19 protein-coding genes are annotated in these 24,528 nt (G+C 68.8%); 11 read left to right on the plus strand and 8 right to left on the minus strand.

What is annotated here, in order from left to right:
- Nucleotides 1-31 precede the first annotated feature (31 nt).
- From OG214_RS30880 to OG214_RS30895, 4 genes are all read right to left on the minus strand, one after another.
- Nucleotides 32-703: a FadR/GntR family transcriptional regulator gene (locus OG214_RS30880; protein WP_363083985.1), complete on the minus strand. Its 672-nt coding sequence runs from the start codon at nucleotides 701-703 to the stop codon at nucleotides 32-34.
- A 144-nt stretch (nucleotides 704-847) separates the two neighbouring features.
- Entirely contained in the window at nucleotides 848-2,458 is a 1,611-nt protein-coding gene (locus OG214_RS30885) for an FAD-dependent oxidoreductase (protein ID WP_405986574.1), read from the minus strand.
- A 43-nt stretch (nucleotides 2,459-2,501) separates the two neighbouring features.
- Nucleotides 2,502-4,049, minus strand: a complete 1,548-nt coding sequence (gene glpK, locus OG214_RS30890) for a glycerol kinase GlpK (RefSeq protein WP_405986575.1) — start codon at nucleotides 4,047-4,049, stop codon at nucleotides 2,502-2,504.
- A gap of 261 nt (nucleotides 4,050-4,310) precedes the next feature.
- Nucleotides 4,311-5,075, minus strand: coding sequence for an IclR family transcriptional regulator (locus tag OG214_RS30895; RefSeq protein ID WP_405986576.1), 765 nt, complete (start codon nucleotides 5,073-5,075; stop codon nucleotides 4,311-4,313).
- Between the two features lie 300 nt (nucleotides 5,076-5,375).
- Here OG214_RS30895 and metH point away from each other — a divergent pair, with 300 nt between their 5' ends.
- The 3 genes from metH (at nucleotide 5,376) to OG214_RS30910 (ending at nucleotide 11,962) form a co-directional block, all read left to right on the plus strand.
- On the plus strand, nucleotides 5,376-8,885 hold the full coding sequence (metH, locus tag OG214_RS30900; RefSeq protein ID WP_363083981.1) for a methionine synthase: 3,510 nt from the start codon (nucleotides 5,376-5,378) through the stop codon (nucleotides 8,883-8,885).
- 267 nt (nucleotides 8,886-9,152) lie between these two features.
- Nucleotides 9,153-9,854, plus strand: a complete 702-nt coding sequence (locus tag OG214_RS30905) for an HAD family phosphatase (protein WP_363083980.1) — start codon at nucleotides 9,153-9,155, stop codon at nucleotides 9,852-9,854.
- 503 nt (nucleotides 9,855-10,357) lie between these two features.
- Complete coding sequence (locus tag OG214_RS30910) at nucleotides 10,358-11,962, plus strand: ABC transporter substrate-binding protein (RefSeq protein ID WP_405986577.1); 1,605 nt, start codon at nucleotides 10,358-10,360, stop codon at nucleotides 11,960-11,962.
- Nucleotides 11,963-12,063: 101 nt separating this feature from the next.
- On the opposite strand, the gene OG214_RS30915 is transcribed toward OG214_RS30910, so the two are convergent.
- Both OG214_RS30915 and OG214_RS30920 read right to left on the minus strand, forming a co-directional pair.
- Nucleotides 12,064-12,735 (minus strand): response regulator transcription factor, encoded by a 672-nt coding sequence (locus OG214_RS30915; protein WP_046498782.1) that lies wholly within the window; start codon nucleotides 12,733-12,735, stop codon nucleotides 12,064-12,066.
- Nucleotides 12,736-12,809: 74 nt separating this feature from the next.
- On the minus strand, nucleotides 12,810-13,697 hold the full coding sequence (locus tag OG214_RS30920; RefSeq protein WP_405986578.1) for a RecB family exonuclease: 888 nt from the start codon (nucleotides 13,695-13,697) through the stop codon (nucleotides 12,810-12,812).
- A 64-nt stretch (nucleotides 13,698-13,761) separates the two neighbouring features.
- Here OG214_RS30920 and OG214_RS30925 point away from each other — a divergent pair, with 64 nt between their 5' ends.
- The 3 genes from OG214_RS30925 (at nucleotide 13,762) to OG214_RS30935 (ending at nucleotide 16,933) form a co-directional block, all read left to right on the plus strand.
- Nucleotides 13,762-15,003 (plus strand): site-2 protease family protein, encoded by a 1,242-nt coding sequence (locus OG214_RS30925; RefSeq protein WP_363086055.1) that lies wholly within the window; start codon nucleotides 13,762-13,764, stop codon nucleotides 15,001-15,003.
- A 233-nt stretch (nucleotides 15,004-15,236) separates the two neighbouring features.
- Entirely contained in the window at nucleotides 15,237-16,139 is a 903-nt protein-coding gene (locus OG214_RS30930) for a tRNA (adenine-N1)-methyltransferase (protein ID WP_066957079.1), read from the plus strand.
- A 209-nt stretch (nucleotides 16,140-16,348) separates the two neighbouring features.
- Nucleotides 16,349-16,933, plus strand: a complete 585-nt coding sequence (locus tag OG214_RS30935) for a hypothetical protein (protein WP_363085831.1) — start codon at nucleotides 16,349-16,351, stop codon at nucleotides 16,931-16,933.
- Nucleotides 16,934-16,974: 41 nt separating this feature from the next.
- Here the strand turns inward: OG214_RS30935 and OG214_RS30940 are convergent, their stop codons facing one another.
- Nucleotides 16,975-17,289: a ferredoxin gene (locus OG214_RS30940; RefSeq protein WP_363085832.1), complete on the minus strand. Its 315-nt coding sequence runs from the start codon at nucleotides 17,287-17,289 to the stop codon at nucleotides 16,975-16,977.
- 259 nt (nucleotides 17,290-17,548) lie between these two features.
- Here OG214_RS30940 and arc point away from each other — a divergent pair, with 259 nt between their 5' ends.
- The 5 genes from arc to prcA all read left to right on the plus strand — a co-directional run bounded on the left by arc (nucleotide 17,549) and on the right by prcA (nucleotide 23,298).
- Entirely contained in the window at nucleotides 17,549-19,315 is a 1,767-nt protein-coding gene (gene arc / locus OG214_RS30945) for a proteasome ATPase (RefSeq protein ID WP_363085833.1), read from the plus strand.
- Nucleotides 19,316-19,557: 242 nt separating this feature from the next.
- Nucleotides 19,558-21,069, plus strand: a complete 1,512-nt coding sequence (dop, locus tag OG214_RS30950) for a depupylase/deamidase Dop (RefSeq protein WP_363084298.1) — start codon at nucleotides 19,558-19,560, stop codon at nucleotides 21,067-21,069.
- 135 nt (nucleotides 21,070-21,204) lie between these two features.
- Nucleotides 21,205-21,423, plus strand: coding sequence for a ubiquitin-like protein Pup (locus OG214_RS30955; protein WP_030754525.1), 219 nt, complete (start codon nucleotides 21,205-21,207; stop codon nucleotides 21,421-21,423).
- Between the two features lie 143 nt (nucleotides 21,424-21,566).
- Nucleotides 21,567-22,412, plus strand: coding sequence for a proteasome subunit beta (gene prcB, locus OG214_RS30960; protein WP_363084299.1), 846 nt, complete (start codon nucleotides 21,567-21,569; stop codon nucleotides 22,410-22,412).
- Nucleotides 22,413-22,464: 52 nt separating this feature from the next.
- A complete protein-coding gene (gene prcA / locus OG214_RS30965; protein ID WP_382849201.1) occupies nucleotides 22,465-23,298 on the plus strand; it encodes a proteasome subunit alpha in 834 nt (277 codons plus the stop codon).
- Nucleotides 23,299-23,375: 77 nt separating this feature from the next.
- Here the strand turns inward: prcA and OG214_RS30970 are convergent, their stop codons facing one another.
- Nucleotides 23,376-24,395: a LacI family DNA-binding transcriptional regulator gene (locus tag OG214_RS30970; RefSeq protein ID WP_405986579.1), complete on the minus strand. Its 1,020-nt coding sequence runs from the start codon at nucleotides 24,393-24,395 to the stop codon at nucleotides 23,376-23,378.
- Nucleotides 24,396-24,528: the final 133 nt, after the last annotated feature.

The following is a 24,528-nucleotide window of genomic DNA, read 5'->3' on the forward strand; positions in this document are numbered from 1 at the left end:
CGACCGTCACAGGTCGGCGCCGCTGCCGGCGTCAGAGGGTCGAGCGCAGCCACATCTCGACGCTCGCGATATGCACGGTCGCCCAGGACCGGGCCGCTTCGGCGTCCCGGTCCCTGAGCGCGGCCAGGATCGCCCGGTGCTCGTGGAGGGTACGGCTCACGGCGTCCTCCTGGGTCAGCCCGCGCCAGATCCTGGCCCGGGTGGTGGGACCGGAGAGCCCGTCCAGGAGCGAGCAGAGCACCGAATTGCCCGACGACTGCACGATCCCGCGGTGGAACTCCAGATCGGCCGCGACAAGCTGCTCCACCGAGGGCCGCTCTCCGAGAGCGTCCAACTGGGCGTCCAGCACGTCCAGTTCGGCCTCCGTTATCCGCGCGCTCGCCATCGACGTGGCGGCCGGCTCCAGGATGCGCCGTACGGCGAGGAACTCCAGCACGGTGTCGTCGCGGTGGAAGTCCACCACGAAGCTGAGCGCCTCCAGCAGCAGTTGGGGATCGAGGCTGGTGACATACGTGCCGTCCCCCTGCCGTACATCGAGGATGCGGATGAGCGACAGCGCGCGCACCGCCTCGCGCAGCGAATTGCGCGACAGGCCCAGATCGGAGGCGAGTTCGCTCTCCCTCGGGAGACGGTCTCCCGGGCGCAGCGCACCGGAGACGATCATTCCCTTGATCTTCTCGATGGCCTCGTCGGTGACTGCCATGGCGACCTCCATACATCCGATGTATCGGTCACCATTATGCGTCTCCGAGGCGCGAAGAGGGGCGCTCCAGGACAAGGAGCGCCCCTCTGTTCGTACATACGTCCTGCCGGTCCCGTTCGGACATCTGTGCTCAGCCGTGTGTGCTCAGTCGCGCTTGCCCAGCAGATCCTCGACCCCGGACCGGACGCGGTCCGTGTCCAGACCACGGATCGTCAGTGTCGTACGGCGGCGCAGTACGTTGTCGGCCGTCTCGGCCCACTCGTGGTCGCGGGCGTAGACGACCTGCGCCCAGATCTCCGGCGCGTCCGGATGGATCCGCTCACCCAGCTCCGGGTACTCGTTCGCGAGCCGCACGACGTCGAAGGCGAGCGAGCCGTAGTGGGTGGCGAGATGACGGGCGGTGTCCGCCGCCATGGACGGGCCCGTACCGCCGCCGTCGATGAGCAGCCGGTGGGCCACCGCGTTCGGACTGGCGATGCCCGGCAGCGGCAGCATCTTCGGCAGTCCCGAGACCGGCTCCATGCCCTGGCCGAGCGGATGTCCCGGCAGGGTCTCCAGCTTGGCCAGCACCGTACGGCCGATATGACGGAAGGTCGTCCACTTGCCGCCGGCCACCGACAGCATGCCGCCGCGGCCCTCGGTCACGACCGTCTCGCGCCTGGCCCTGGAAGTGTCACCCGGGCCGCCGGGGAGCACCCGCAGACCCGCGAAGGAGTAGGTGATCAGATCGGGGGAGAGCTGCTGGCCGCGGACGGAGAGCGCGGCCTCGTCCAGGATCTGGTGCACGTCCTTCTCGTTGACCCCGACGGCGCCCGGGTCGCCCTCGTACTCCTCGTCCGTCGTACCGAGCAGCAGCATGTCCTCCCAGGGGAGGGCGAAGGTGATCCGGTACTTGTCGATGGGCGTGGCGAGCGCCGCCTCCCAGGGCGCGGTGCGCCGCAGGACGAGATGCGCGCCCTTGGAGAGGCGGACGGACGGCGCCGCGTGCGGGTCCTCCAGCCGGCGCAGATGGTCGACCCAGGGTCCGGTGGCGTTGAGGACCAGCCGCGCGTCGACACCGAACTCCGTACCGTCCGTACGGTCCCGCAGCTCCGCGCCCGTCACCCGGCCCCGGGTGAAGCGCAGTCCGGTGACCTCCGCGTGGTTGAGGACGGTGGCTCCGGAGTCGACGGCGGCACGGACGGTCATCAGCGCCATCCGCGCGTCGTTCATCTGGTCGTCGCCGTAGACGGCCACGGCCTTCAGACCGTCCGTACGCAGCTCGGGCACCGCGCGCCGGGCCTTGGCGGGGCTGATCAGACGGCCGACGCCGTCGCCGAACGCGGAGAGCGCGGAGTAGGCGAGGACACCCGCGCCGAGCTTGGCGGCGCCGTGCGGCCCGCCCTTGTACACCGGCAGATAGAAGGTGAGCGGCCGGGCGAGATGCGGTGCCACCTGCCGGGACACCGCGCGCCGTTCGAAGTGGTTCTCCGCCACCAGCCTCACCGCGCCGGTCTGGAGATAGCGCAGACCGCCGTGGAGCAGCTTGGAGGAGGCGGAGGAGGTGGCGCCGGCGAAGTCGCCGCCGTCCACCAGGGCCACCCGCAGTCCGGACTGGGAGGCGTGCCAGGCGGTGGATATGCCGAGGATGCCGCCGCCTATCACCAGAAGGTCGTAGGCCGCCCGGGACAGCGTGTCCCGGGTCTCCGCCCGGCTCGGCAGGGAACCGCCCGCCGGATGCGTCCCCAGGGCGGGGACGCTCTCCAGGATGCTCATTCGTCGCTCCACTCCTTTTATGCCCTCACGTACGGCGCCGTCCTCAGGCATCGTCGTCGTCGAGCCAGCCCATGGTGCGGTCGACGGCCTTGAGCCAGTTCCGGTACTCGCGGTCACGGGTCGCGCTGTCCATCCGCGGTGTCCACTCCGCGGCCCGCCGCCAGTTGGCGCGCAGCGCGTCGGTGTCCGGCCAGAAGCCCACGGCCAGACCTGCGGCGTAGGCGGCGCCGAGACAGGTGGTCTCGGCGACCATCGGACGCACCACCGGTACGTCCAGGACGTCGGAGAGCGTCTGCATCAGCAGATTGTTGGCGGTCATACCGCCGTCGACCTTCAGCGAGGTCAGCTCCACCCCGGAGTCCTTGGCCATGGCGTCGCTGATCTCCCGGGTCTGCCAGGCCGTGGCCTCCAGGACCGCGCGCGCGATGTGCGCCTTGGTGACATAGCCGGTCAGACCGGCGATCACCCCGCGCGCGTCCGGGCGCCAGTGCGGTGCGAAGAGACCGGAGAAGGCGGGTACGAAGTAGGCGCCGCCGTTGTCGTCGACCGAGGACGCCAGGGTCTCGATCTCGGCCGCGGACCTGATCAGCCCCATCTGGTCGCGCATCCACTGCACCAGCGAGCCGGTGACGGCGATGGCGCCCTCCAGCGCGTACACCGCGGGCTCGTCGCCGACGCGGTAGCCGACGGTCGTCAGCAGCCCGCTGTAGGAGTTCACGGGCTTGCCGCCGGTGTTCATCAGCATGAAGGTGCCGGTGCCGTAGGTCGACTTGGCCTCTCCCTCGGAGAAACAGGTCTGGCCGAAGAGCGCCGCCTGCTGGTCACCGAGCGCGGAGGCGACCGGGACACCGTCCAGCACGCCGCCCTTGGCCGTGCCGTACACCTCCGACGAGGAGCGGATCTTCGGCAGGATCGAGGCCGGCACACCCATCGAGTCGAGGATCTTGGGTTCCCACTCCAGGGTGCGCAGATTCATCAGCATGGTGCGGGAGGCGTTGGTGACGTCCGTGACATGCGCGCCGCCGTGGACTCCGCCGGTCAGATTCCAGATGACCCAGGAGTCCATGGTCCCGAAGTGGATCTCGCCGCGCTCCGCCCGTTCACGCAGCCCCTCGACATGGTCGAGCAGCCAGCGCGCCTTCGGGCCTGCGAAGTAACTGGAGAGCGGCAGACCCGTCTCACGGCGGAACCGGTCCTGGCCGACATTGCGGCCCAGTTCACGGCAGAGCGCGTCGGTACGGGTGTCCTGCCAGACGATGGCGTTGTGGACGGGCAGACCGGTGTTCCTGTCCCAGAGCACGGTGGTCTCGCGCTGATTGGTGATCCCGATCGCCTTGACGTCGGCGGAGGTGATGCCCGCCTTCTCGATCGCGCGCGCCACGACCTCCTGGACATTGGTCCAGATCTCCACCGGGTCGTGCTCCACCCAGCCCGGCTTCGGGAAGATCTGCCCGTGCTCCTTCTGGTCGACGGCGACGATCCGGCCGTCCCGGTCGAAGACGATGCAGCGGCTCGATGTGGTGCCCTGGTCGATGGCCGCGATGAACGGTCCGGTGCCGCGGGCGGCCCCGATGGTGGTTGCGTCGCTCACGGTGTCTGCTCCTGCTCATTGCGAAGGGGAGAGGGTGGCTACGTGAAGACTCAGGGGTGCGGTACCCGCCGCCGTCCGGTGCGCCGTCCCGTATGGCGCTGTCACACCCTAACCCTTCCTTCCGTCAGCGATTCGGCAATGCCGAACGATAGACGGATCGCATCTCCAGGGCATCGCATCTCCCGAGCATCGCGTCACCCGGGCCCGGCGGCCGGAACCTCGTCCCTGACCTCGTTCCTCACCGATGATCCGCCATACGGTTCAGAACCGCCCGGCGCCGATCTCCCTGGAGACCGCGCGTGCGCAGTCGCGGACCGCCGCGACCAGCTCCGACCGCACATCACCCGTGGGGCAGATACGTTCCACCGCACCGGTGACGGCGATCGCCCCGACCGGCATCCGCCGCCGGTCGTGGACGGGGGCCGCCACCGCCGCCACGCCCTCCCAGGTCTCCTCGACGTCCGCCGCCCAGCCGCGCGCCCTGGTCAGCTCCAGCACGGCCGCGAACTCCGCCTCGGCGGTGATCGTCCGCGCGGTCAGGGCCGGGCGCTCGTTCCCGACCGCCTCGACCCGCGCCACCGGGTCGTACGCCGAGAGCACCTTGCCCAGCGCCGTGGAGTGCAGCGGCTGCATGGCGCCCACCTCCAGCACCTGCCGGCTGTCGTCCGGGCGGAAGACATGGTGGACGATCAGCACGCCCCGCTGGTGCACGACGCCGAGATGGACGCTCTCCCCGCTGGACCGGGCCAGATCGTCCGTCCAGACCAGAGCGCGGGCCCGCAGCTCGTGTATGTCCAGATAGCTGTTCCCGAGCCGCAGCAGCTCGGCCCCGAGCTGGTAGCGGCCGGACTCGGCGTCCTGTTCCACGAAGCCCTCCGCCTGGAGGGTGCGCAGGATGCCATGGGCGGTGCCCTTGGCGAGACCGACCGCCGAGGCGATCTCGGACAGACCGAGCCGGCGCTCACCGCCCGCGAGCAGCCGCAGCATCGCCGCCGCCCGCTCCAGCGACTGGATGTTCTTCGCCATCGGACCCGGACCTCCACACCTGTCGACCATGCTGAACACTATCGGGTACTGCCGACCCGTACCGCCTCCGGACCCGGACCTCTTCCCGCCGGGGAGCCGGGCCCCGGCGCCGGGGAAGGCCCCCGCGCGCCGGGAGGAGAGGGGCCCGTACGCCCCGCGTCCGGATCTTTCCGTGCACAGGATGACGCCCGCCCGACGAGATCCACACCCGCGAAGCGGCCCGCCCGGCTACGCTGGCCGGGTGCGCCGTCCATCAGAGGGCGCAAAGCCGACAGCCGTCGCATCCCAGGGAGTACTTTCATGGCCTCGTCGCCGACCCCCTCCACCGACAGCCGGACCCGTATCGAAGCCCTCCGTGAGGCACTGGCCACCCGTGTGGTGGTCGCCGACGGCGCGATGGGCACGATGCTCCAGGCGCAGGATCCGACGATGGAGGACTTCCAGAATCTGGAAGGCTGCAACGAGATCCTGAATGTGACCCGCGCGGACATCGTCCGGTCCGTGCACGAGGAGTACTTCGCGGTCGGTGTGGACTGCGTGGAGACGAACACCTTCGGTACGAACTACGCGGCGCTCTTTGAATACGACATCCCCGAGCGGGTCTTCGAGCTGGCCGAGTCGGGCGCGCGGATCGCCCGTGAGGTCGCGGACGAGTTCACCGTGTCCACGGGACAGCAGCGCTGGGTGCTGGGCTCCATGGGGCCGGGTACGAAGCTGCCGACGCTGGGACATGTCCCGTACCTCACGCTGCGGGACGCCTACCAGCAGAACGCGGAAGGCCTGATCGCGGGCGGCGCCGACGCGCTGCTCGTGGAGACCACGCAGGACCTGCTCCAGACGAAGGCCGCCGTCCTCGGCGCCCGCCGCGCGCTGGCGGCCACCGGCACGAACCTCCCCGTCATCTGCTCGGTCACGGTCGAGACGACCGGCACCATGCTGCTCGGCTCGGAGATCGGCGCGGCGCTGACCGCGCTGGAGCCGCTGGGCATCGACATGATCGGCCTGAACTGCGCCACGGGCCCGGCCGAGATGAGCGAGCATCTGCGCTATCTGGCCCGGCACTCCCGTATCCCGCTGTCCTGCATGCCCAACGCCGGCCTCCCCGTCCTCGGCAAGGACGGCGCGCACTACCCGCTGTCGGCCGGTGAGCTGGCGGACGCCCAGGAGACGTTCGTGCGTGAGTACGGGCTGTCGCTGGTGGGCGGCTGCTGCGGTACGACGCCGGAGCATCTGCGCCAGGTGGTCGAGCGGGTACGCGGCAACGCCCTGACGGAGCGTGAGCCGCGCCCCGAGCCGGGCGCCGCCTCCCTCTACCAGACCGTGCCGTTCCGGCAGGACGCGTCGTATCTCGCCATCGGTGAGCGGACGAACGCCAACGGCTCGAAGAAGTTCCGTGAGGCCATGCTGGACGGCCGCTGGGACGACTGTGTGGAGATGGCCCGCGACCAGATCCGCGAGGGCGCCCATCTGCTGGACCTGTGTGTGGACTATGTCGGCCGGGACGGTGTCGCCGACATGGCCGAGCTGGCGGGCCGGTTCGCCACCGCCTCCACCCTGCCGATCGTGCTGGACTCGACCGAGCTGAACGTGATCGAGGCCGGGCTGGAGAAGCTCGGCGGCCGCGCGGTGATCAACTCGGTCAACTACGAGGACGGGGACGGCCCTGAGTCGCGCTTCGCGAAGGTGACCGCGCTGGCCGTGGAGCACGGCGCGGCGCTGATCGCGCTGACCATCGACGAGGAAGGCCAGGCCCGTTCCGTCGAGCACAAGGTCGCCATCGCCGAGCGGCTGATCAACGACCTGACCACGAACTGGGGTGTCCATGAGTCGGACATCCTCATCGACTGCCTGACCTTCACCATCTGCACCGGGCAGGAGGAGTCCCGGGGCGACGGCATCGCCACGATCGAGGCGATCCGCGAACTCAAGCGCCGCCACCCCGATGTCCAGACCACCCTCGGTCTGTCGAACATCTCCTTCGGCCTCAACCCGGCCGCCCGTGTCGTCCTCAACTCGGTCTTCCTGGACGAGTGCGTCAAGGCGGGCCTGGACTCGGCGATCGTGCACGCCTCGAAGATCCTCCCGATCGCGCGGCTGGACGAGGAGCAGGTCAAGGTCGCGCACGATCTGATCTACGACCGGCGCAGCGAGGGCTACGACCCGCTCCAGAAGCTGATGGAGCTGTTCGAGGGCGTCAACACGAAGTCGATGAAGGACGGCCGGGCCGAGGAACTGCTCGCGCTGCCGCTGGAGGAGCGCCTGCGGCGCCGGATCATCGACGGCGAGAAGAACGGCCTGGACAGGGATCTCGCCGAGGCGCTGGAGACCCGGCCCGCCCTGGACATCGTCAACGACACCCTGCTGGAAGGCATGAAGGTCGTCGGTGAGCTGTTCGGCTCCGGCCAGATGCAGCTTCCGTTCGTGCTCCAGTCCGCCGAGGTGATGAAGACCGCGGTGGCCTATCTGGAGCCGCACATGGAGAAGACCGACGACGACGGCAAGGGCACGATCGTGCTGGCCACCGTCCGGGGCGACGTCCATGACATCGGCAAGAACCTGGTCGACATCATCCTCTCCAACAACGGCTACAACGTGGTGAATCTGGGTATCAAGCAGCCCGTCTCCGCGATCCTGGAAGCCGCCGAGGAACACAGGGCGGATGTGATCGGCATGTCCGGTCTGCTGGTGAAGTCGACCGTGATCATGAAGGAGAACCTGGAGGAGCTCAACCAGCGCAAGATGGCGGCCGACTACCCCGTCATCCTCGGCGGCGCCGCGCTGACCCGCGCCTATGTCGAGCAGGATCTGCACGAGATCTACCAGGGCGAAGTCCGCTACGCGCGGGACGCGTTCGAGGGGCTGCGGCTGATGGACGCGCTGATCGCGGTCAAGCGCGGAGTTCCCGGCGCCACCCTCCCCGAGCTGAAGCAGCGCCGGGTCAGGGCCACCGCGACCGCCGTGCTGGAGGAGCGCCCCGAACAGGGCTCGGTCCGCTCCGACGTCGCCGTCGACAACCCCGTCCCCGCACCGCCGTTCTGGGGCACACGGGTCGTCAAGGGCATCCAGCTCAAGGAGTACGCCTCCTGGCTGGACGAGGGCGCCCTCTTCAAGGGCCAGTGGGGACTGAAGGAGGCCCGCAAGGGCGGCCCCAGCTACGAGGAACTGGTCGAGAGCGAGGGCCGGCCCCATCTGCGCGGCTGGCTGGACCAGCTGCACACCCAGAACCTGCTGGAGGCCGCCGTCGTCTACGGCTACTTCCCGTGTGTCTCCAAGGGCGACGACCTCATCGTGCTCAACGACGACGGCTCCGAGCGCACCCGCTTCACCTTCCCGCGCCAGCGCCGCGGCCGGCGTCTGTGCCTCGCGGACTTCTTCCGCCCCGAGGAGTCCGGCGAGCGGGATGTGGTCGGCTTCCAGGTCGTCACCGTCGGCTCGAAGATCGGTGGGCGGACCGCCGAGCTGTTCGAGTCCAACTCCTACCGCGACTACCTCGAACTGCACGGGCTCTCCGTCCAGCTCGCCGAGGCGCTCGCCGAGTACTGGCACGCCCGGGTCCGCTCCGAACTGGGCTTCGCCGGTGAGGATCCGGCCGATGTCGAGGACATGTTCGCCCTGAAGTACCGGGGTGCGCGCTTCTCGCTGGGTTACGGCGCCTGCCCCGATCTGGAGGACCGCGCGAAGATCGCGGAGCTGCTGGAGCCGGAGCGGATCGGTGTCCAGCTCTCGGAGGAGTTCCAGCTCCACCCCGAGCAGTCCACCGACGCCATCGTGATCCACCATCCCGAGGCCAAGTACTTCAACGCCCGCTGACAGCGGCGCCGACCGGCGCGCACCGACAGTGCGCGCCGACGCACGCGCCCGGCACACGCGCCCGGCACACGTCGGCCCGGTCCCGCGCGGGCGGACGCTCCCTGACGTCCCTGACGTGCTCCAGGAGCGGTCCGCCGGAATCCGGTCGGCGCGGAACGCGGACGAGTCGTACACTGGTCGGTCCAGCGCAGGCCGGTCGCCTGTCCCGGTGGGGTAACCCCGTGGGAAAGGTGACCGGCCTTCTCGTCCCTCATGGAGGTGTGCCGGATGACCAGTACGGTCCCCGCGTCCTTGACCCGTACGGCCGAAGGATCGGCCCTTCAGGCCGTTCTTCTCGACATGGACGGAACCCTGGTCGACACCGAGGGATTCTGGTGGGACGCCGAGGTGGAGGTCTTCAAGGCCCTCGGGCACGTCCTCGACGAGACCTGGCGCGATGTGGTGGTGGGCGGGCCCATGACCCGCAGCGCCACCTTCCTCATCGAGGCCACCGGCGCCGCCATCACCCTCGCCGAGCTGACCGTGCTGCTCAACGACACCTTCGAGGACCGCATCGGGCGCGGTGTACCGCTCATGCCGGGCGCCACCCGGCTGCTCACGGAACTGGCCGCGCACGAGGTGCCCACCGCCCTGGTCTCGGCCTCGCACCGCCGCATCATCGACCGGGTGCTGGCCTCGCTCGGGCCCGAGTACTTCGCGCTCACCGTCGCCGGTGACGAGGTGCCGCGTACGAAACCCCACCCCGACCCGTATCTGCTCGCCGCCCGTGGCCTGGGCGCCGATCCCTCGCGGTGCGCGGTCATCGAGGACACCGCCACCGGTGTCGCCGCCGCCGAGGCCGCGGGCTGCCGGGTGGTCGCCGTACCCTCCGTCGCCCCGATCGCACCGGCCGACGGACGGATCGTCGTGCGCTCGCTCGAAGAGGTCGATCTGGTATTTCTGCGCGGGATGATGACGCAAGGACACTGATCCGCGCACAGAGCGTCGCACCGGAATAAGCACGGAAACTCTCGGCATTGGGCCGGGTATTTTCCGTTACCTCGGACACGGCAATCCATGGTTCGTTAAACGGTATGCGGAGTGAGGTTTATCACCTGCGCTCTCATCGACAGGCGCGGGCCGGACTGATCCATGGCCACCGCAGGGCGGTCCAGGTGTGCCCTTGTGTCCTGATTGGTGGAGGCCTGTACGAAACATTCCGGAGCCGGTATATCCACACGCCGCTATTGCCGATCACTGTGTGATTACGTTTCAGATCGGGCCCGTTCAGGCATTCCCGGTGCCTCCGACTAATCTCGTCGCGAGCACTTCGCCGCATCAACGACGTGTCCCGACGGCCCACCAAGTCGCCATGTACACAGGACCGATCGCCCTGTATCCCGGCCCGATCGCACTGCCCCGAACGGGTGGGCGCGGCGGAGTCTCCGTTAGCACCGCTGTATCTCAGTGCCGGATGAGGGAGTACGTCCAGGATGAACCGCAAGACTTTGGCGCTGGCTGCCGTGATCGGCCTGCTTGCGCCCGTGCTCGCCGGTTGTGGCGGCTCGGACGGTGGGTCCGACGGCGGTGAAGCCATTGTCGTGGGTACCACGGACCAGTACATCGCCACGGAGGAGGGTCCCGCCCCGCTGGACCCCGCCTTCGCGTACGACACCGGCTCCTGGAACGTCCTCCGCCAGACCGTCCAGACGCTGATGCACGTGCCGCGCGGTGGCGGAGCGCCGGTGCCCGAGGCCGCCTCCAAGTGCGGGTTCACCGACCGGGAGAACGAGAGCTACCGCTGCACCCTGCGCGAGGGCCTGAAGTTCGCCGGCGGTGACCCCATCACCGTCGAGGACGTGAAGTACTCCATCAAGCGCGTCCTGGACATCAAGGACCCGAGCGGTATCTCCGGTCTGCTGGCCAACATCGACACGATGGAGACCAACGGCGACAGTGAGATCGTCTTCCATCTCAAGACGCCGGACGCGACCTTCCCGTACAAGCTGACCACTCCGCCGGCGGGCATCGTCAGCCAGAAGCTGTACGAGCCGAACAAGCTCCGTGACGGCTTCGAGGTGAACGGCTCGGGTCCGTACACCTTCAAGGCCGAGGTCAAGGGCGACACCGTCGTCAAGGCGATCTTCACCAAGAACCCGGACTACAAGGGCGATCTCACCCTCCAGAACAACAAGGTCGAGCTGCAGCCCTTCAAGGACGCCGACGCGATGGGCAAGGCGCTCAACGCCGGCGACATCGATGTGATGACCCGTGCGATGACGCCCGACCAGGTCCAGTCGATGGTCGAGAACCCCACGGAGGACGTCCAGCTCACCGAGATGCCGGGGCTGGAGATCCGCTACCTCGCCTTCAACACCGACGCTCCGGTCGCCAAGGAGAAGGCGGTGCGCCAGGCCATGGCGTACACCATCGACCGCGGTGAGCTCATCACCAAGGTGTACGGGGCCATGGCCGAGCCGCTCTACTCCCCGATCCCGTCGAGCGTCGCGACGCACACCAACTCGTTCTTCAACAAGTACGGGGACGCGAATCCGGTCAAGGCCGCCCAGTTGCTTGAGGACGCCGGCATCCCCACTCCGGTGAAGCTGACGCTGAACTACACGACCGACCACTACGGCGAGGCCACCGTCAAGGAGTTCGAGACCCTCCGGGAGCAGCTCAACAGCAGCAAGCTCTTCGACGTCTCGATCAAGGGCGAGGAGTGGAAGACCTTCCGGCCCAACCAGACCAAGAGGGCGTACGCGATCTACGGCATGGGCTGGTTCCCGGACTTCCCGGACCCGGACACCTACATCGGGCCGTTCTTCGACAAGGACAACTTCCTCAACAGCCCGTACGACAACGGCATGCTGCGCAACCAGCTCATCCCGCAGTCGCGCCGCGAGGCCGACCGCAGCGCCGCCTCGAAGACCTTCTCCAAGATCCAGGACATCGTCGCCGACGACGTGCCGGTGCTGCCGCTCTGGCAGGGCAAGCAGTATGTCGCGGCCCGCACCGACATCACGCGGGTCGAGTGGGCGGTCAACTCGTCCGCGGAGCTGCTGCTGTGGGAGCTGCGCAAGGGCACGGGCTCCTGACCGAGCGGTAGAGCTCTGAGGCCGGCCGGGGCGCGCCCCGGCCGGCCTCAGCCGTATGCGTCCGCCGGGGGCCACGCCGCCGCCACCGGGCCCATGTACCGCTACTGGGCGCCGGGGCGCACCAGCCCGCTCTCGTACGCGTACACCGCCGCCTGCACCCGGTCACGCAGCCCGAGCTTGGTCAGTACATGGCCCACATGCGTCTTGACGGTGGTCTCGCTGACGAAGAGATCCGCGGCGATCTCCGCGTTCGACAGTCCGCGCGCCACCAGCTTGAGCACCTCGACCTCACGCTCGGTGAGGGTGTGCAGGGTGTCGGGCACCGGCTCCTCGCCGGAGGGCAGATGGTCCGCGTACTTGTCGAGCAGCCGGCGTGTGATGCTCGGCGCCAGCATCGCCTCACCGGCCGCGACCACCCGGATCGCCTGCACCAGTTCATTGGCGGGGGCGTCCTTGAGGAGGAAGCCGCTGGCCCCGGCGCGCAGCGCCTCCACCACGTACTCGTCGAGGTCGAAGGTGGTCAGGACGAGCACCTTCGCCGGGCCGTCCCGCCCCGGTCCGGTGATCTGACGGGTCGCCTCGACCCCGTCCATCCGGGGCATCCGGATGTCCATCAGCACCACATCGGGCTGGAGCGCGCGGACCTGGTCGATGGCCTGGAGGCCGTCCCCGGCCTCGCCGACGACCGCGATGTCCTGTTCGGCCTCCAGGATCATCCGGAAGCCGGTGCGCAGCAGCGGCTGGTCGTCGACCAGCAGGACGCGGACAGTCACGGGGAACTCCTTCACTAGGGCGGCCCCATTCTGCCCTGACCGCCCCCGCGCGACTCCGCCGGGCGTGAACCGCGTTACACGCTTCCTTCCGCCCCCTCCGCGAGCCGCACACTCAGCGGATACACGGGAGGCGTACCGCCGAATTCCGGACAGAAGGCCTGGTGATCACACCAGCCGCAGAGCTTGGTCGGCCGGGGCCGCCAGTCGCCGGACTCGGTGGCCTCCCTGATCGCGTCCCACAGCGCCAGCAGCTTGCGCTCCACCCGCTTCAGATCCGCCTCCACCGGGTCGTACGTCACCACTTCACCGCTGCCCAGATAGACGAGCTGGAGCCGGCGCGGCATCACCCGCTTCAGCCGCCAGATCACCAGGGCGTAGAACGTCATCTGGAACAGCGCCCCCTCCGCGTACTCGGGGCGGGGCGCCTTGCCCGTCTTGTAGTCGACGATCCGCACCTCACCCGTCGGCGCCACATCGACCCGGTCGATCACCCCGCGCAGCCGCAGCCCCGACTCCAGCTCCGTCTCGACGAACAGCTCACGCTCCGCGGGCTCCAGACGCGTCGGGTCCTCCAGCGAGAACCACCGCTCCACCAACTCCTCCGCCTGGCCGAGCCAGCGCGTCAGCCGCTCGCCCTCCGTGTCCTGCGCGAACAGCTCACTCAGCTCGGGCCGGGACTCCAGCAGCCGGTCCCACTGGCCGGGGATCAGAGCCTTGGCGTGCGGCGCCGTGCGCTCCACCGCGGGCGCGTCGAAGAGCCGCTCCAGCACGGCGTGCACCAGCGTGCCGCGGGTGGCCGCCTCGCTCGGCTTCTCCGGCAGCTTGTCGATCACCCGGAACCGGTACAGCAGGGGGCACTGCATGAAGTCGCTCGCACGCGACGGAGACAGTGAGGAGGGCGGCAGGCTCGTACTCATGACGCAGACCCTATGACCCGACACCGACAGCGATCCGAATACCATCGACTACAGAGCCACTCGCACCGCATGATCGAGCGAGCGACGCTGCCGCAAACGAAGGGAACCCGTGAAAGAGGACGACGAGAGCGGCGAGAGCAGGCGGCCGCGGCCCGGCGACGGGAACACGGGTCCCGACGGGAAGCCGTCGAAGCGCGAAGACCCCGGTGGCGGCATCCTCATGGGCCGTCCCTTCGGTGTGCCTGTCTATGTCGCCCCGAGCTGGTTCCTGGTGGCCGCGCTCATCACCTGGATCTTCGGCGGCCAGCTCGACCGGGTCCTGCCCGAGCTGGGCGGGCTCAGATATCTGGTCTCCCTCTTCTTCGCGGTCGCCTTCTACGCTTCCGTACTCGTCCATGAACTGGCCCATACCGTCGCCGCGCTGCGCTTCAAGCTGCCGGTGCGCCGTATCCAGCTCCAGTTCTTCGGCGGCGTCTCGGAGATCGAGAAGGAGTCCGATACGCCGGGCCGTGAGTTCGTGCTGGCCTTCGTGGGCCCGCTGCTCTCACTGGTGCTCGCCGGGGTCTTCTACCTCGGTCTGCTGGCCGTGGAGGCCGGTACGGTCCCCGGTGTCCTGCTCGCCGGTCTGATGGTCTCCAATTTGATCGTCGCCGCCTTCAATCTGCTGCCCGGCCTTCCACTCGACGGCGGCCGGATGCTGCGCGCGGTCGTCTGGAAGATCACCGGCAAGCCGATGAGCGGCACCGTGGCCGCCGCCTGGGTCGGCCGCGGCCTCGCCGTCGCGGTCCTCATCGGTCTCCCGCTGCTCACCCAGACGGGAGCGCTCGGTACGTCGGCGACCCAGGTCAGCGGCATGGAGACGGTCACCGACGCGCTGCTCGCCGCGATCCTGGCCGCGATCATCTGGACCGGCGCGGGCAACAGCCTCCGGATGGCCCGGCTCCGCGAGCACCTGCCCGAGCTCCAGGCCCGCGCGCTGACCCGCCGCGCGGTCCCCGTCGAGTCCAGCACCCCCCTGTCCGAGGCCCTGCGCCGCGCCAACGAGGCGGGGGCCCGCGCGCTGGTCGTCGTCGACGGCAAGGGCGATCCGACGGGCCTGGTACGGGAGTCCGCGATCGTCGGCGTACCGCAGCACCGCCGCCCCTGGGTCGCGGTGAGCGGACTCGCGCAGGACCTCACGGAGGGCATGAAGGTCCCCGCGGAACTGGCGGGCGAGGCGCTCCTGGACCGGCTCAGGGCGAATCCCGCGACGGAGTATCTGGTGCTGGAGGAGTCCGGCGCGATCTACGGAGTCCTGTCGACGGCGGACGTGGAACGAGCCTTCGTCTCCGCGATGGCCCGCCCCCAGTAGCTCCCCGGCGGACCCTGCCCGCGTTCCGGGCGCCCTCGGCCGCCCCTGGGGCGCGGACACGTCCCGGCCCCGCACGGCCGCCGGCGAGTGAGCCGAAGGGCGCGCCGCTGTCGAAAGGGAGAGCGCGCGCAGGCCCCGAGGTACGAGGGGGCGAGCACGGTCGACCGTCGACAGTGGCACAGAGCGCCCGGAGGCGAACCGAGCCTCAAAAAAAGAGGCACTAAGGTGGGAGCATGTCCGAACCGACCGGTGCCGCCCGTAGACGCGGCCCCTTCAAGGTCGGGGACCAGGTTCAGCTCACCGACCCCAAGGGACGCCACTACACGTTCACGCTCGAAGCCGGGAAGAACTTCCACACCCATAAAGGGTCCTTCCCGCACGACGAGCTGATCGGTGCTCCCGAGGGCAGTGTTGTCCGTACCACGGGAAACGTCGCCTACCTCGCGCTGCGCCCCCTGCTCCCCGACTATGTCCTGTCCATGCCCCGCGGCGCCGCCGTGGTCTATCCGAAGGACGCCGGCCAGATCCTGGCCTTCGCCGACATCTTCCCCGGCGCGCGCGTCGTCGAGGCGGGTGTGGGCTCCGGCTCGCTCAGCAGCTTTCTGCTGCGTGTCATTGGTGACCAGGGCATGCTGCACTCCTACGAGCGCCGCCAGGACTTCGCCGAGATCGCCCAGCAGAATGTGGAGCGCTACTTCGGCGGTCCCCATCCCGCCTGGGAGCTGACGGTCGGTGACCTCCAGGACAATCTGTCGGACACGGATGTCGACCGGGTCATTCTGGACATGCTCGCCCCCTGGGAGTGTGTCGAGGCCGTCTCCAAGGCGCTCGTGCCCGGCGGCATCCTCTGCGCCTATGTCGCGACGACCACTCAGCTCGCCCGCACGGTCGAGACGATCCGGGAGTTCGGCACGTTCAACGAGCCGGCCGCCTGGGAGTCGATGATCCGCAACTGGCATGTCGAGGGCCTGGCCGTCCGCCCGGACCACCGCATGATCGGCCACACCGGCTTTCTCGTGACCGCCCGTCGGCTCGCGGACGGTGTCGAGCCGCCGCTGCGCCGTCGCAGGCCCGCCAAGGGCGCGTACGGGGACGACTACGACGGCCCGGGGAGCACCAGCGGTTCACGCGGCTGATCCCTGGCCCGCGTTGACCGGAAGGCTTCCATCAACATGACCGTGACGCCGCCGAGTTCCCCCTTCGGGAAGGGGAAGTCGGCGGCTCCGTCTTTGCGTTCGCCTTACGGACCCCCCTGTTCCGCCTCTCTGTGACGTGTGGCACGATGCTGTCTCCCTCCCACCGTTGGTTACTCGCCGGCACCCCCCTTTCACAGGAGACACTCCGCGTGCAGATCTCCGACGTACCGGACCTCGCGCACACCCGGCCCCACCCGATGCACTGGCTCGCGACGGCCGCCGCGATGGCCGGTGTGGTGGCTCTGGCGGGTCTGCTGCAGCCCGGTGCCGCGACCGCGTCCCAGGCCGGCTCCAAGCCCGTGAGGACGTCATCCGGCGAGGTACCGCTGCCCGCCCCCGATCCGGCCGGGGTGGACTACCCGCTGGAGTGCGGGGGAGCGGGCACGGTGGTCGTACGGCAGGCCTCCGGCGATCTCGACGGTGACCGGAATCCCGAGACCGTGGCCGTGGTGCACTGCGAGGCGGGCTCGGGTACGCCGCCGCAAGGTGTTTACGTGCTGACCAGAGCCGCGGAGGCGGAGCCGAGGATCGTGGCGACACTGGTCGACCCGAAGGACAAGCGGAACGTCGGACCCGACTTCGAGATCCGTGACGGTGTGATTCTCGCCACCCTGCTCGGCTACTCCGGACCCGATGTGCCGAGCTGCTGCCCCGACGAGGAGGAGCGGGTCTCCTGGCGGTGGGAGAACGGCGCGTTCGTACGCGCGGAGAGGCCCGAAGCGCAGAGTGTGTGACCGCTCACGCCAGGTCGCCCAGGGCCTCCGGTGAGGTCCGCTTATTCCGCGTCGGGCCCGTAAACCTCTACCCTGTCCGAAACGCGACGTACATGAATACAGTCGCCCGGACACTCCTTGGCCGAGTCGACGACATCACGCAGCAGCGGCAGCGGAACCCGTGTTGTGGCGCCCGGGGCCTGGAGCAGCTCGTCCTCGGGGCTCTTCACATACGCGAGCCCGTCGATGTCCAGCTCGAAGACCTCAGGAGCATACTGGGCACAGATCCCGTCCCCGGTGCAGAGGTCCTGGTCGATCCAGACCTCGAGAGGCTCACCGGTCTCGGTGACGCCTTCGGTGGGAGCCTGCTGCTGCACGGTTGTCTCTCCTGCCGTTTGCCCCGCCGGACGGGGCGTTGTTAAGTAAGTCGCGCAAGCCCTGACGGGTGTTGAACACTTCGACGATACAACCGACAGCTTTCCGATGTTCCTGGGTGGGTATTCCCCTGGCGTGAGGGAAGAGCGCAAGGGTGAAGATCGGACACACCCCACAGTCTTTGTGATCTAGGGGTTTCAATCATCACCCACCCAGGTAGGGTCAGGAAGCGTCCAGCTCCCCTTGGAGGAGGTGAGGACCGTGGCAGCCCACGACGACGACATCAACCGCGGCATCCGGCCGGGGCGGGGGTCTGAAGACCCAGCCGGCCAGGTTGCCTATCTCGAGCAGGAAATCGCCGTCCTGCGACGAAAGCTCGCCGACTCTCCGCGTCACACGAGGATTCTCGAAGAGCGGATCGTCGAGTTGCAGACGAACCTGGCGGGTGTGTCCGCGCAGAATGAGCGGCTCGCCAATACGCTGCGTGAGGCCCGCGACCAGATCGTGGCCCTCAAGGAGGAGGTCGACCGGCTCGCACAGCCGCCGGCCGGCTTCGGTGTGTTTCTGCAGGCGAATGAGGACGGCACGGCCGATATCTTCACCGGGGGCCGCAAGCTCCGGGTGAATGTGAGCCCCAGCGTCGAACTCGACGAGCTCAGGCGCGGCCAGGAAGTCATGCTCAACGAGGCGCTCAACGTGGTCGAGGCCATGGCGTACGAGCGTGCCGGGGACATCGTCACCCTCAAGGAGATCCTTGAGGACGGCGAGCGCGCCCTGGTGGTCGGGCACACCGACGAGGAACGGGTGGTGCGGCTCGCGGAGCCGTTGCTGGACATCACCATCCGCCCCGGCGACGCCCTGCTGCTCGAACCCCGCTCCGGCTATGTCTACGAAGTGGTCCCCAAGAGCGAGGTCGAGGAACTGGTCCTCGAAGAGGTCCCGGACGTCGACTACGACAAGATCGGCGGTCTCGGCGGCCAGATCGAGATGATCCGCGACGCGGTGGAGCTCCCGTATCTCCACCCGGATCTCTTCAAGGAGCACGAACTGCGTCCGCCGAAGGGCATCCTGCTCTACGGCCCGCCCGGCTGCGGCAAGACACTGATCGCCAAGGCCGTGGCCAACTCCCTTGCCAAGAAGGTCGCCGAGGTGACCGGAAGGCCCGCGGGGAAGAGCTACTTCCTCAACATCAAGGGTCCGGAGTTGCTGAACAAGTACGTCGGTGAGACCGAGCGGCACATCCGCCTGGTCTTCCAGCGTGCCCGGGAGAAGGCGAGCGAGGGCACTCCCGTCATCGTCTTCTTCGACGAGATGGAATCCCTCTTCCGCACCCGCGGCTCCGGTGTCAGCTCGGACGTGGAGAACACCATCGTCCCGCAGCTCCTCGCCGAGATCGACGGTGTGGAGGGCCTGGAGAACGTCATCGTCATCGGTGCCTCCAACCGGGAGGACATGATCGACCCCGCGATCCTGCGGCCCGGCCGGCTCGATGTGAAGATCAAGATCGAGCGTCCGGACGCGGAGGCCGCGAAGGACATCTTCGCGAAGTATCTGACGGCCACGCTGCCCCTGCACTCGGACGACATCTCCGAGCACAACGGCTCCAAGGAGGCCGCGGCGCACGGAATGATCCAGTCCGTGGTCGAGCAGATGTACGCGGAGTCCGAGGAGAACCGCTTCCTCGAGGTGACATACGCCAACGGCGACAAGGAAGTCCTCTATTTCAAGGACTTCAACTCCGGCGCGATGATCCAGAACATTGTCGACCGGGCCAAGAAGATGGCCATCAAGGCCTTCCTCGACCACAACCAGAAGGGCCTCCGGGTCTCCCATCTCCTCCAGGCTTGCGTGGACGAGTTCAAGGAGAACGAGGACCTGCCGAACACCACGAACCCCGACGACTGGGCCCGTATCTCCGGCAAGAAGGGCGAGCGGATCGTCTTCATCCGCACCCTGGTCACCGGAAAGCAGGGCGCGGACACCGGGCGCTCCATCGACACGGTGGCCAACACCGGTCAGTACCTGTAAAGCGCAGACGCAGACCGGCTGCGGATGTCCGGAAGGGCATCCGCAGCCGGTTGCTTTCCACGCACCTTCCACCACACCAGGCCAATGACGGAAATGATCTCCCCACCGGCGCGGAGGCGTTCTAGGCTCTTTCGTACCGCCGCGTGGCGGCGCCCGGAGCCGGGCACCGCACACGCACCGGAGGAAGAGCGGTACTTGAGCGCCGCTTCCGGAGGGGAGCGCCGCCGGGCAAGGAGGGCCGCATGACCGTACGGCGAGTAATGGGCATCGAGACGGAGTACGGGATCTCCGTCCCGGGGCACCCGAACGCCAATGCCATGCTCACCTCGTCCCAGATCGTGAACGCCTACGCGGCGGCGATGCACCGCGCTCGGCGGGCCCGCTGGGACTTCGAGGAGGAGAATCCGCTGCGGGACGCCCGTGGCTTCGACCTCGCCCGCGAGACGGCCGATTCCAGCCAGCTCACCGACGAGGACATCGGGCTGGCCAATGTGATCCTCACCAACGGCGCCCGGCTGTATGTCGACCACGCCCACCCGGAGTACAGCTCTCCCGAGATCACCAACCCGCGGGACGCCGTCCTCTGGGACAAGGCCGGCGAGCGGATCATGGCCGAGGCCGCCGAGCGCGCGGCCCAGCTTCCCGGCGCCCAGCCGATCCATCTGTACAAGAACAACACCGACAACAAGGGCGCGTCCTACGGCACGCACGAGAACTACCTGATGAAGCGGGAGACCCCGTTCTCGGACATCGTGCGCCACCTCACACCGTTCTTCGTCTCACGGCAGGTCGTCACCGGCGCGGGCCGGGTCGGTATCGGCCAGGACGGCCATGAGCACGGCTTCCAGATCAGCCAGCGGGCGGACTACTTCGAGGTCGAGGTCGGGCTGGAGACGACCCTCAAGCGCCCCATCATCAACACCCGCGACGAGCCGCACTCCGACGCGGAGAAGTACCGCAGGCTGCATGTGATCATCGGCGACGCGAATCTGTCGGAGATCTCCACCTATCTCAAGCTCGGCACGACCTCGCTCGTCCTGTCCATGATCGAGGACGGTTTCATCAACGTCGATCTCGCCGTCGACCAGCCGGTCCGTACGCTGCACCAGGTCTCGCACGACCCGACGCTCGGCCGGCTGGTCACGCTCCGCAGCGGCCGGACGCTCACCGCCGTCCAGCTCCAGATGGAGTACTACGAGCTGGCCAGGAAGTATGTCGAGGAGCGGTACGGCGCCGACGCGGACGCGCAGACCAGGGATGTGCTGGGGCGCTGGGAGGACACGCTCAACCGGCTGGAGAACGATCCGATGAGTCTCTCCGGCGAGCTGGACTGGATCACCAAGCGGGAGATCCTGGAGGGCTACCGCCGGCGCGACGGCCTGGACTGGGACGCGGCCCGGCTGCACCTCGTGGACCTCCAGTACGCGGACGTACGCCCCGAGAAGGGCCTGTACAACCGTCTGGCGGCCCGGGGCAGGATCAGCCGCCTCTTGGACGAGCAGGATGTCGAACGGGCCAGGACGAAGCCTCCTGAGGACACCAGGGCGTACTTCCGCGGGCGCTGTCTGGAGCAGTACGCGGACGACGTGGCGGCGGCCTCCTGGGACTCGGTCATCTTCGATCTGCCCGGCCGTGACTCACTGCAACGGGTTCCCACCCTGGAGCCGCTGCGCGGTACACGCAACCACGTCAAGGAGCTGCTCGACCGGTGCCGCACGGCCGAGGAGCTGGTCCGGGTGCTGTCCGGCGGCTGAAACAGCGGCGGTCCGGGAATGATCGGGGTGGTACCCGGACGTTGTAGCAACTGCGGGGCCGATGTCGGACCCTCCTTGTAGGGTCTGATCTTGAAGGTCACATCGAGCGGGGCGAAACCGAGCGGGGTGAGGGATATGGCGACCAAGGACACCGGCGGCGGCCAGCAGAAGGCGACGCGTTCCACGGAGGAGACCGAGGAGCAGGCCCAGGAGGCCCAGGCTTCCGAGGACCTCAAGGAGCGCCAGGAGAAGCTGTCCGACGATGTGGACTCCGTCCTGGACGAAATCGACGACGTGCTCGAGGAGAACGCAGAGGACTTCGTGCGGTCCTTCGTGCAAAAGGGCGGCCAGTAAAGGCCGTTGTCCGTCCCGGGCCGTCGGCGAAAGCCGGTAGCACCGGGACGGATGACAGGCGACGGCGCGGGTAAGGTCCGTGCACAGATTCAAAGATCGGCCCGGCCCGAGCGGCGGGCCGCCGCCCATCCGGAAGGAAACGTGTGGAAGCCAACCCTCGTAGCACCGGGCGTCTGCCGGCAGCCTTCCTGACGCCCGGCTCGTCCTCGTTCATGGACTTCCTGTCCCACCACTCGCCGGACATGCTGCCTGGCAAGCGTTCGCTGCCGCCCCTGCAGGGTGCCATCGAGGCCCCGCACGGTACGACGATCGTCGCGACGACCTTCCCCGGCGGGGTGGTGCTCGCCGGTGACCGGCGGGCGACCATGGGGAACATGATCGCGCAGCGCGACATCGAGAAGGTCTTCCCGGCCGACGAGTACTCGGCCGTGGGTATCGCCGGCACCGCCGGTCTCGCCGTGGAGATGGTCAAGCTCTTCCAGCTCGAACTGGAGCACTTCGAGAAGGTCGAAGGCGCCCAGCTCTCCCTGGAGGGCAAGGCCAACCGGCTCTCCACGATGATCCGCAGCAATCTCGCCATGGCCATGCAGGGCCTGGCCGTCGTCCCGCTCTTCGCCGGCTGGGACGTGGACCGCGGCAAGGGCCGGATCTTCTCGTACGACGTGACGGGCGGCCGGTCCGAGGAGTCGGGCTTCGCGTCCACCGGCTCCGGCTCGATCTTCGCCCGTGGTGCGATGAAGAAGCTCTACCGCGAGGACCTGACCGAACAGCAGGCCACCACCCTGGTCATCCAGGCGCTGTACGACGCCGCGGACGACGACTCGGCGACGGGCGGCCCCGATGTGGCGCGCCGGATCTATCCGATCGTCACGATCATCACGGACGAGGGCTTCCGGAGGCTGACGGACGAGGAATCCTCGGAGATCGCCCGTTCGATCCTTGAGCGCCGGCTGGAGCAGCCCGACGGCCCGCGCGCCGCGCTGCTCTGACGCCGCCCTCTTCTGAACAAACACGCCACTGACAGAAAGGGACGGATAGCCGGTGTCGACGCCGTTCTATGTCTCACCCCAGCAGGCCATGGCCGACCGGGCGGAGTACGCGCGCAAGGGCATCGCCCGTGGTCGCAGCCTGGTTGTGCTTCAGTACGCCGACGGCATCGTCTTCGTCGGCGAGAACCCGTCCCGCGCGCTGCACAAGTTCAGCGAGATCTACGACCGGATCGGGTTCGCGGCGGCCGGCAAGTACAACGAGTACGAGAATCTGCGCATCGGCGGTGTGCGCTACGCCGATCTGCGCGGATACACCTATGACCGCGACGATGTCACGGCCCGTGGTCTCGCCAATGTCTACGCGCAGACACTGGGCACGATCTTCTCCAGCGCCGGTGAGAAGCCCTACGAGGTGGAGCTGGTCGTCGCCGAGGTGGGCGCGACACCGGACGGCGACCAGATCTACCGGCTGCCGCACGACGGGTCGATCGTGGACGAGCACGGCTCGGTCGCGGTGGGCGGCAGCTCGGAGCAGATCAGTACGTATCTCGACCAGCGGCACCGCGAGGGCATGTCGCTCGCGGAGGCGCTGAAGCTGGCCGTCCAGGCACTGTCCAGGGACACCAACGGCGGCGAGCGGGAGATCCCCGCGGAGCGGCTGGAAGTGGCGGTCCTGGACCGTACGCGACCGCAGCAGCGCAAGTTCAAGAGGATCGTCGGCCGGCAGCTCTCCCGGCTGCTGGACGCGGACGGCGCGGCCTCCACCCCGACGGACGCCCCTTCGGACACGGAGGAGCCGGACGGCGCCGCGTCCCCGGCGGCGGACACGTCCACGGACAGCGGCAAGAAGGACGCCGGGAAGCCGGACGACAGCACCGAGAAGTAGCCCGTCCGGAGCAATTCGACCCGGAATCGGCTTTGCCCGTGCCCCGGCCCGCCCACGCGGCCCGGGGCACGGGCAGGTCAGGCGTCGGGGGGCGGGGGCGCGGTGGAGGCCCGGACCACCAGCGAGACCGGCAGATCACCGGGTTCCGGGCGCCGGCCGTCCAGGACCGTCAGCAGCGCCGTCATACCCCGCTCACCGACCCGCTCGGCCGGCAGTCTCACCGTGGTCAGCTCCGGTTCGATCGCCGTCGCGAGCGCCAGATCGTCGAAGCCGGTGACCGAGATGTCCTCCGGCACCCGCAGACCGAGGCGCCGCAGCGCCTTGCAGGCCCCCACGGCCAGGATGTCGTCGTCGCAGATCAGCGCCGTGGGCCGGGGACCGGGGGCGGCGAGGGCGTGCTCGACGGCGGCCCGCGCGGCGCCGACCTCCAGGGGCGCCGACACCGCCCGTACGACCGCGTCCGGCACCCCCCGTACCGCTTCGGCCAGCGCCTCGGCCCGTATGTCGAAGGTCCAGGAGGGCACCGAGGCGGCGAGATGGAGCAGCCGCCGGTGGCCGAGGCCGAGCAGATGCGCGGCCACCTGCCGGAAGCCGTCGGCGATGTCGAGATTCACCCGGGCGGCGGCACCGGGGGCCGCCGGATCGCTGTCGAGCATCACCAGCGGCAGATCCGCGCCCCGGATCGCGTCCAGCGCCTCCGTCGCCATCGAGGAGGCGATCACCCCGTCCAGCGCGGCCCGCGCCGAGGCGAAGGGGTCCCGGGCGGGCCCCACCCCGGCGGGTGAGGGGTAGAGGACGACCCCGAAGCCGTGCTCGGCGGCCACCCGGGCCGCGCCGGTGTAGACCCGGGCGAAGAACTCGTTGGTGAGCGCGGGTACGACCAGGAGCGCGGTCCTGGTCGTACCGAGGCGGAGATTGCGGGCGGCGAGATTGGGCCGGTAGCCGAGCGCGTGCGCCGCGTCCCGTACGAGCCCGGCGGTCCGCTCGGAGACCCTGCCCCGCCACTTGTCCCCGAGGACCAGGGACACCGTGGCCTGGGACACACCCGCGGTCCGCGCCACATCCCTGCTGGTGGGCCTGGCGGGCTGCTCTGTCATGGCTACCGTTCTCCGTCGCGCTCGTCAGGCGGGTCCCGTCCGCCAAGGCGCCGGCAGTGGACCCGCGGACTGGCCACATGGTACGTATGACGCCGACGTTATACGTAAAACCCCGGTGCGACCGGGCGAGAGA

The sequence above is a fragment of the Streptomyces sp. NBC_00872 genome, assembly GCF_045161915.1.
Classification (GTDB): domain Bacteria; phylum Actinomycetota; class Actinomycetes; order Streptomycetales; family Streptomycetaceae; genus Streptomyces.

Coding starts and splice junctions, on each gene's coding strand:
- OG214_RS30895 (WP_405986576.1), bottom strand. CDS start 5,075: ATGGCGAAGAACATCCAGTCGCTGGAGCGGGCGGCGGCGATGCTGCGG.
- dop (WP_363084298.1), top strand. CDS start 19,558: ATGACCGTACGGCGAGTAATGGGCATCGAGACGGAGTACGGGATCTCC.
- OG214_RS30930 (WP_066957079.1), top strand. CDS start 15,237: ATGTCCGAACCGACCGGTGCCGCCCGTAGACGCGGCCCCTTCAAGGTC.
- OG214_RS30970 (WP_405986579.1), bottom strand. CDS start 24,395: ATGACAGAGCAGCCCGCCAGGCCCACCAGCAGGGATGTGGCGCGGACC.
- OG214_RS30885 (WP_405986574.1), bottom strand. CDS start 2,458: ATGAGCATCCTGGAGAGCGTCCCCGCCCTGGGGACGCATCCGGCGGGC.
- metH (WP_363083981.1), top strand. CDS start 5,376: ATGGCCTCGTCGCCGACCCCCTCCACCGACAGCCGGACCCGTATCGAA.
- OG214_RS30880 (WP_363083985.1), bottom strand. CDS start 703: ATGGCAGTCACCGACGAGGCCATCGAGAAGATCAAGGGAATGATCGTC.
- OG214_RS30905 (WP_363083980.1), top strand. CDS start 9,153: ATGACCAGTACGGTCCCCGCGTCCTTGACCCGTACGGCCGAAGGATCG.
- OG214_RS30920 (WP_405986578.1), bottom strand. CDS start 13,697: ATGGTATTCGGATCGCTGTCGGTGTCGGGTCATAGGGTCTGCGTCATG.
- OG214_RS30955 (WP_030754525.1), top strand. CDS start 21,205: ATGGCGACCAAGGACACCGGCGGCGGCCAGCAGAAGGCGACGCGTTCC.
- OG214_RS30910 (WP_405986577.1), top strand. CDS start 10,358: ATGAACCGCAAGACTTTGGCGCTGGCTGCCGTGATCGGCCTGCTTGCG.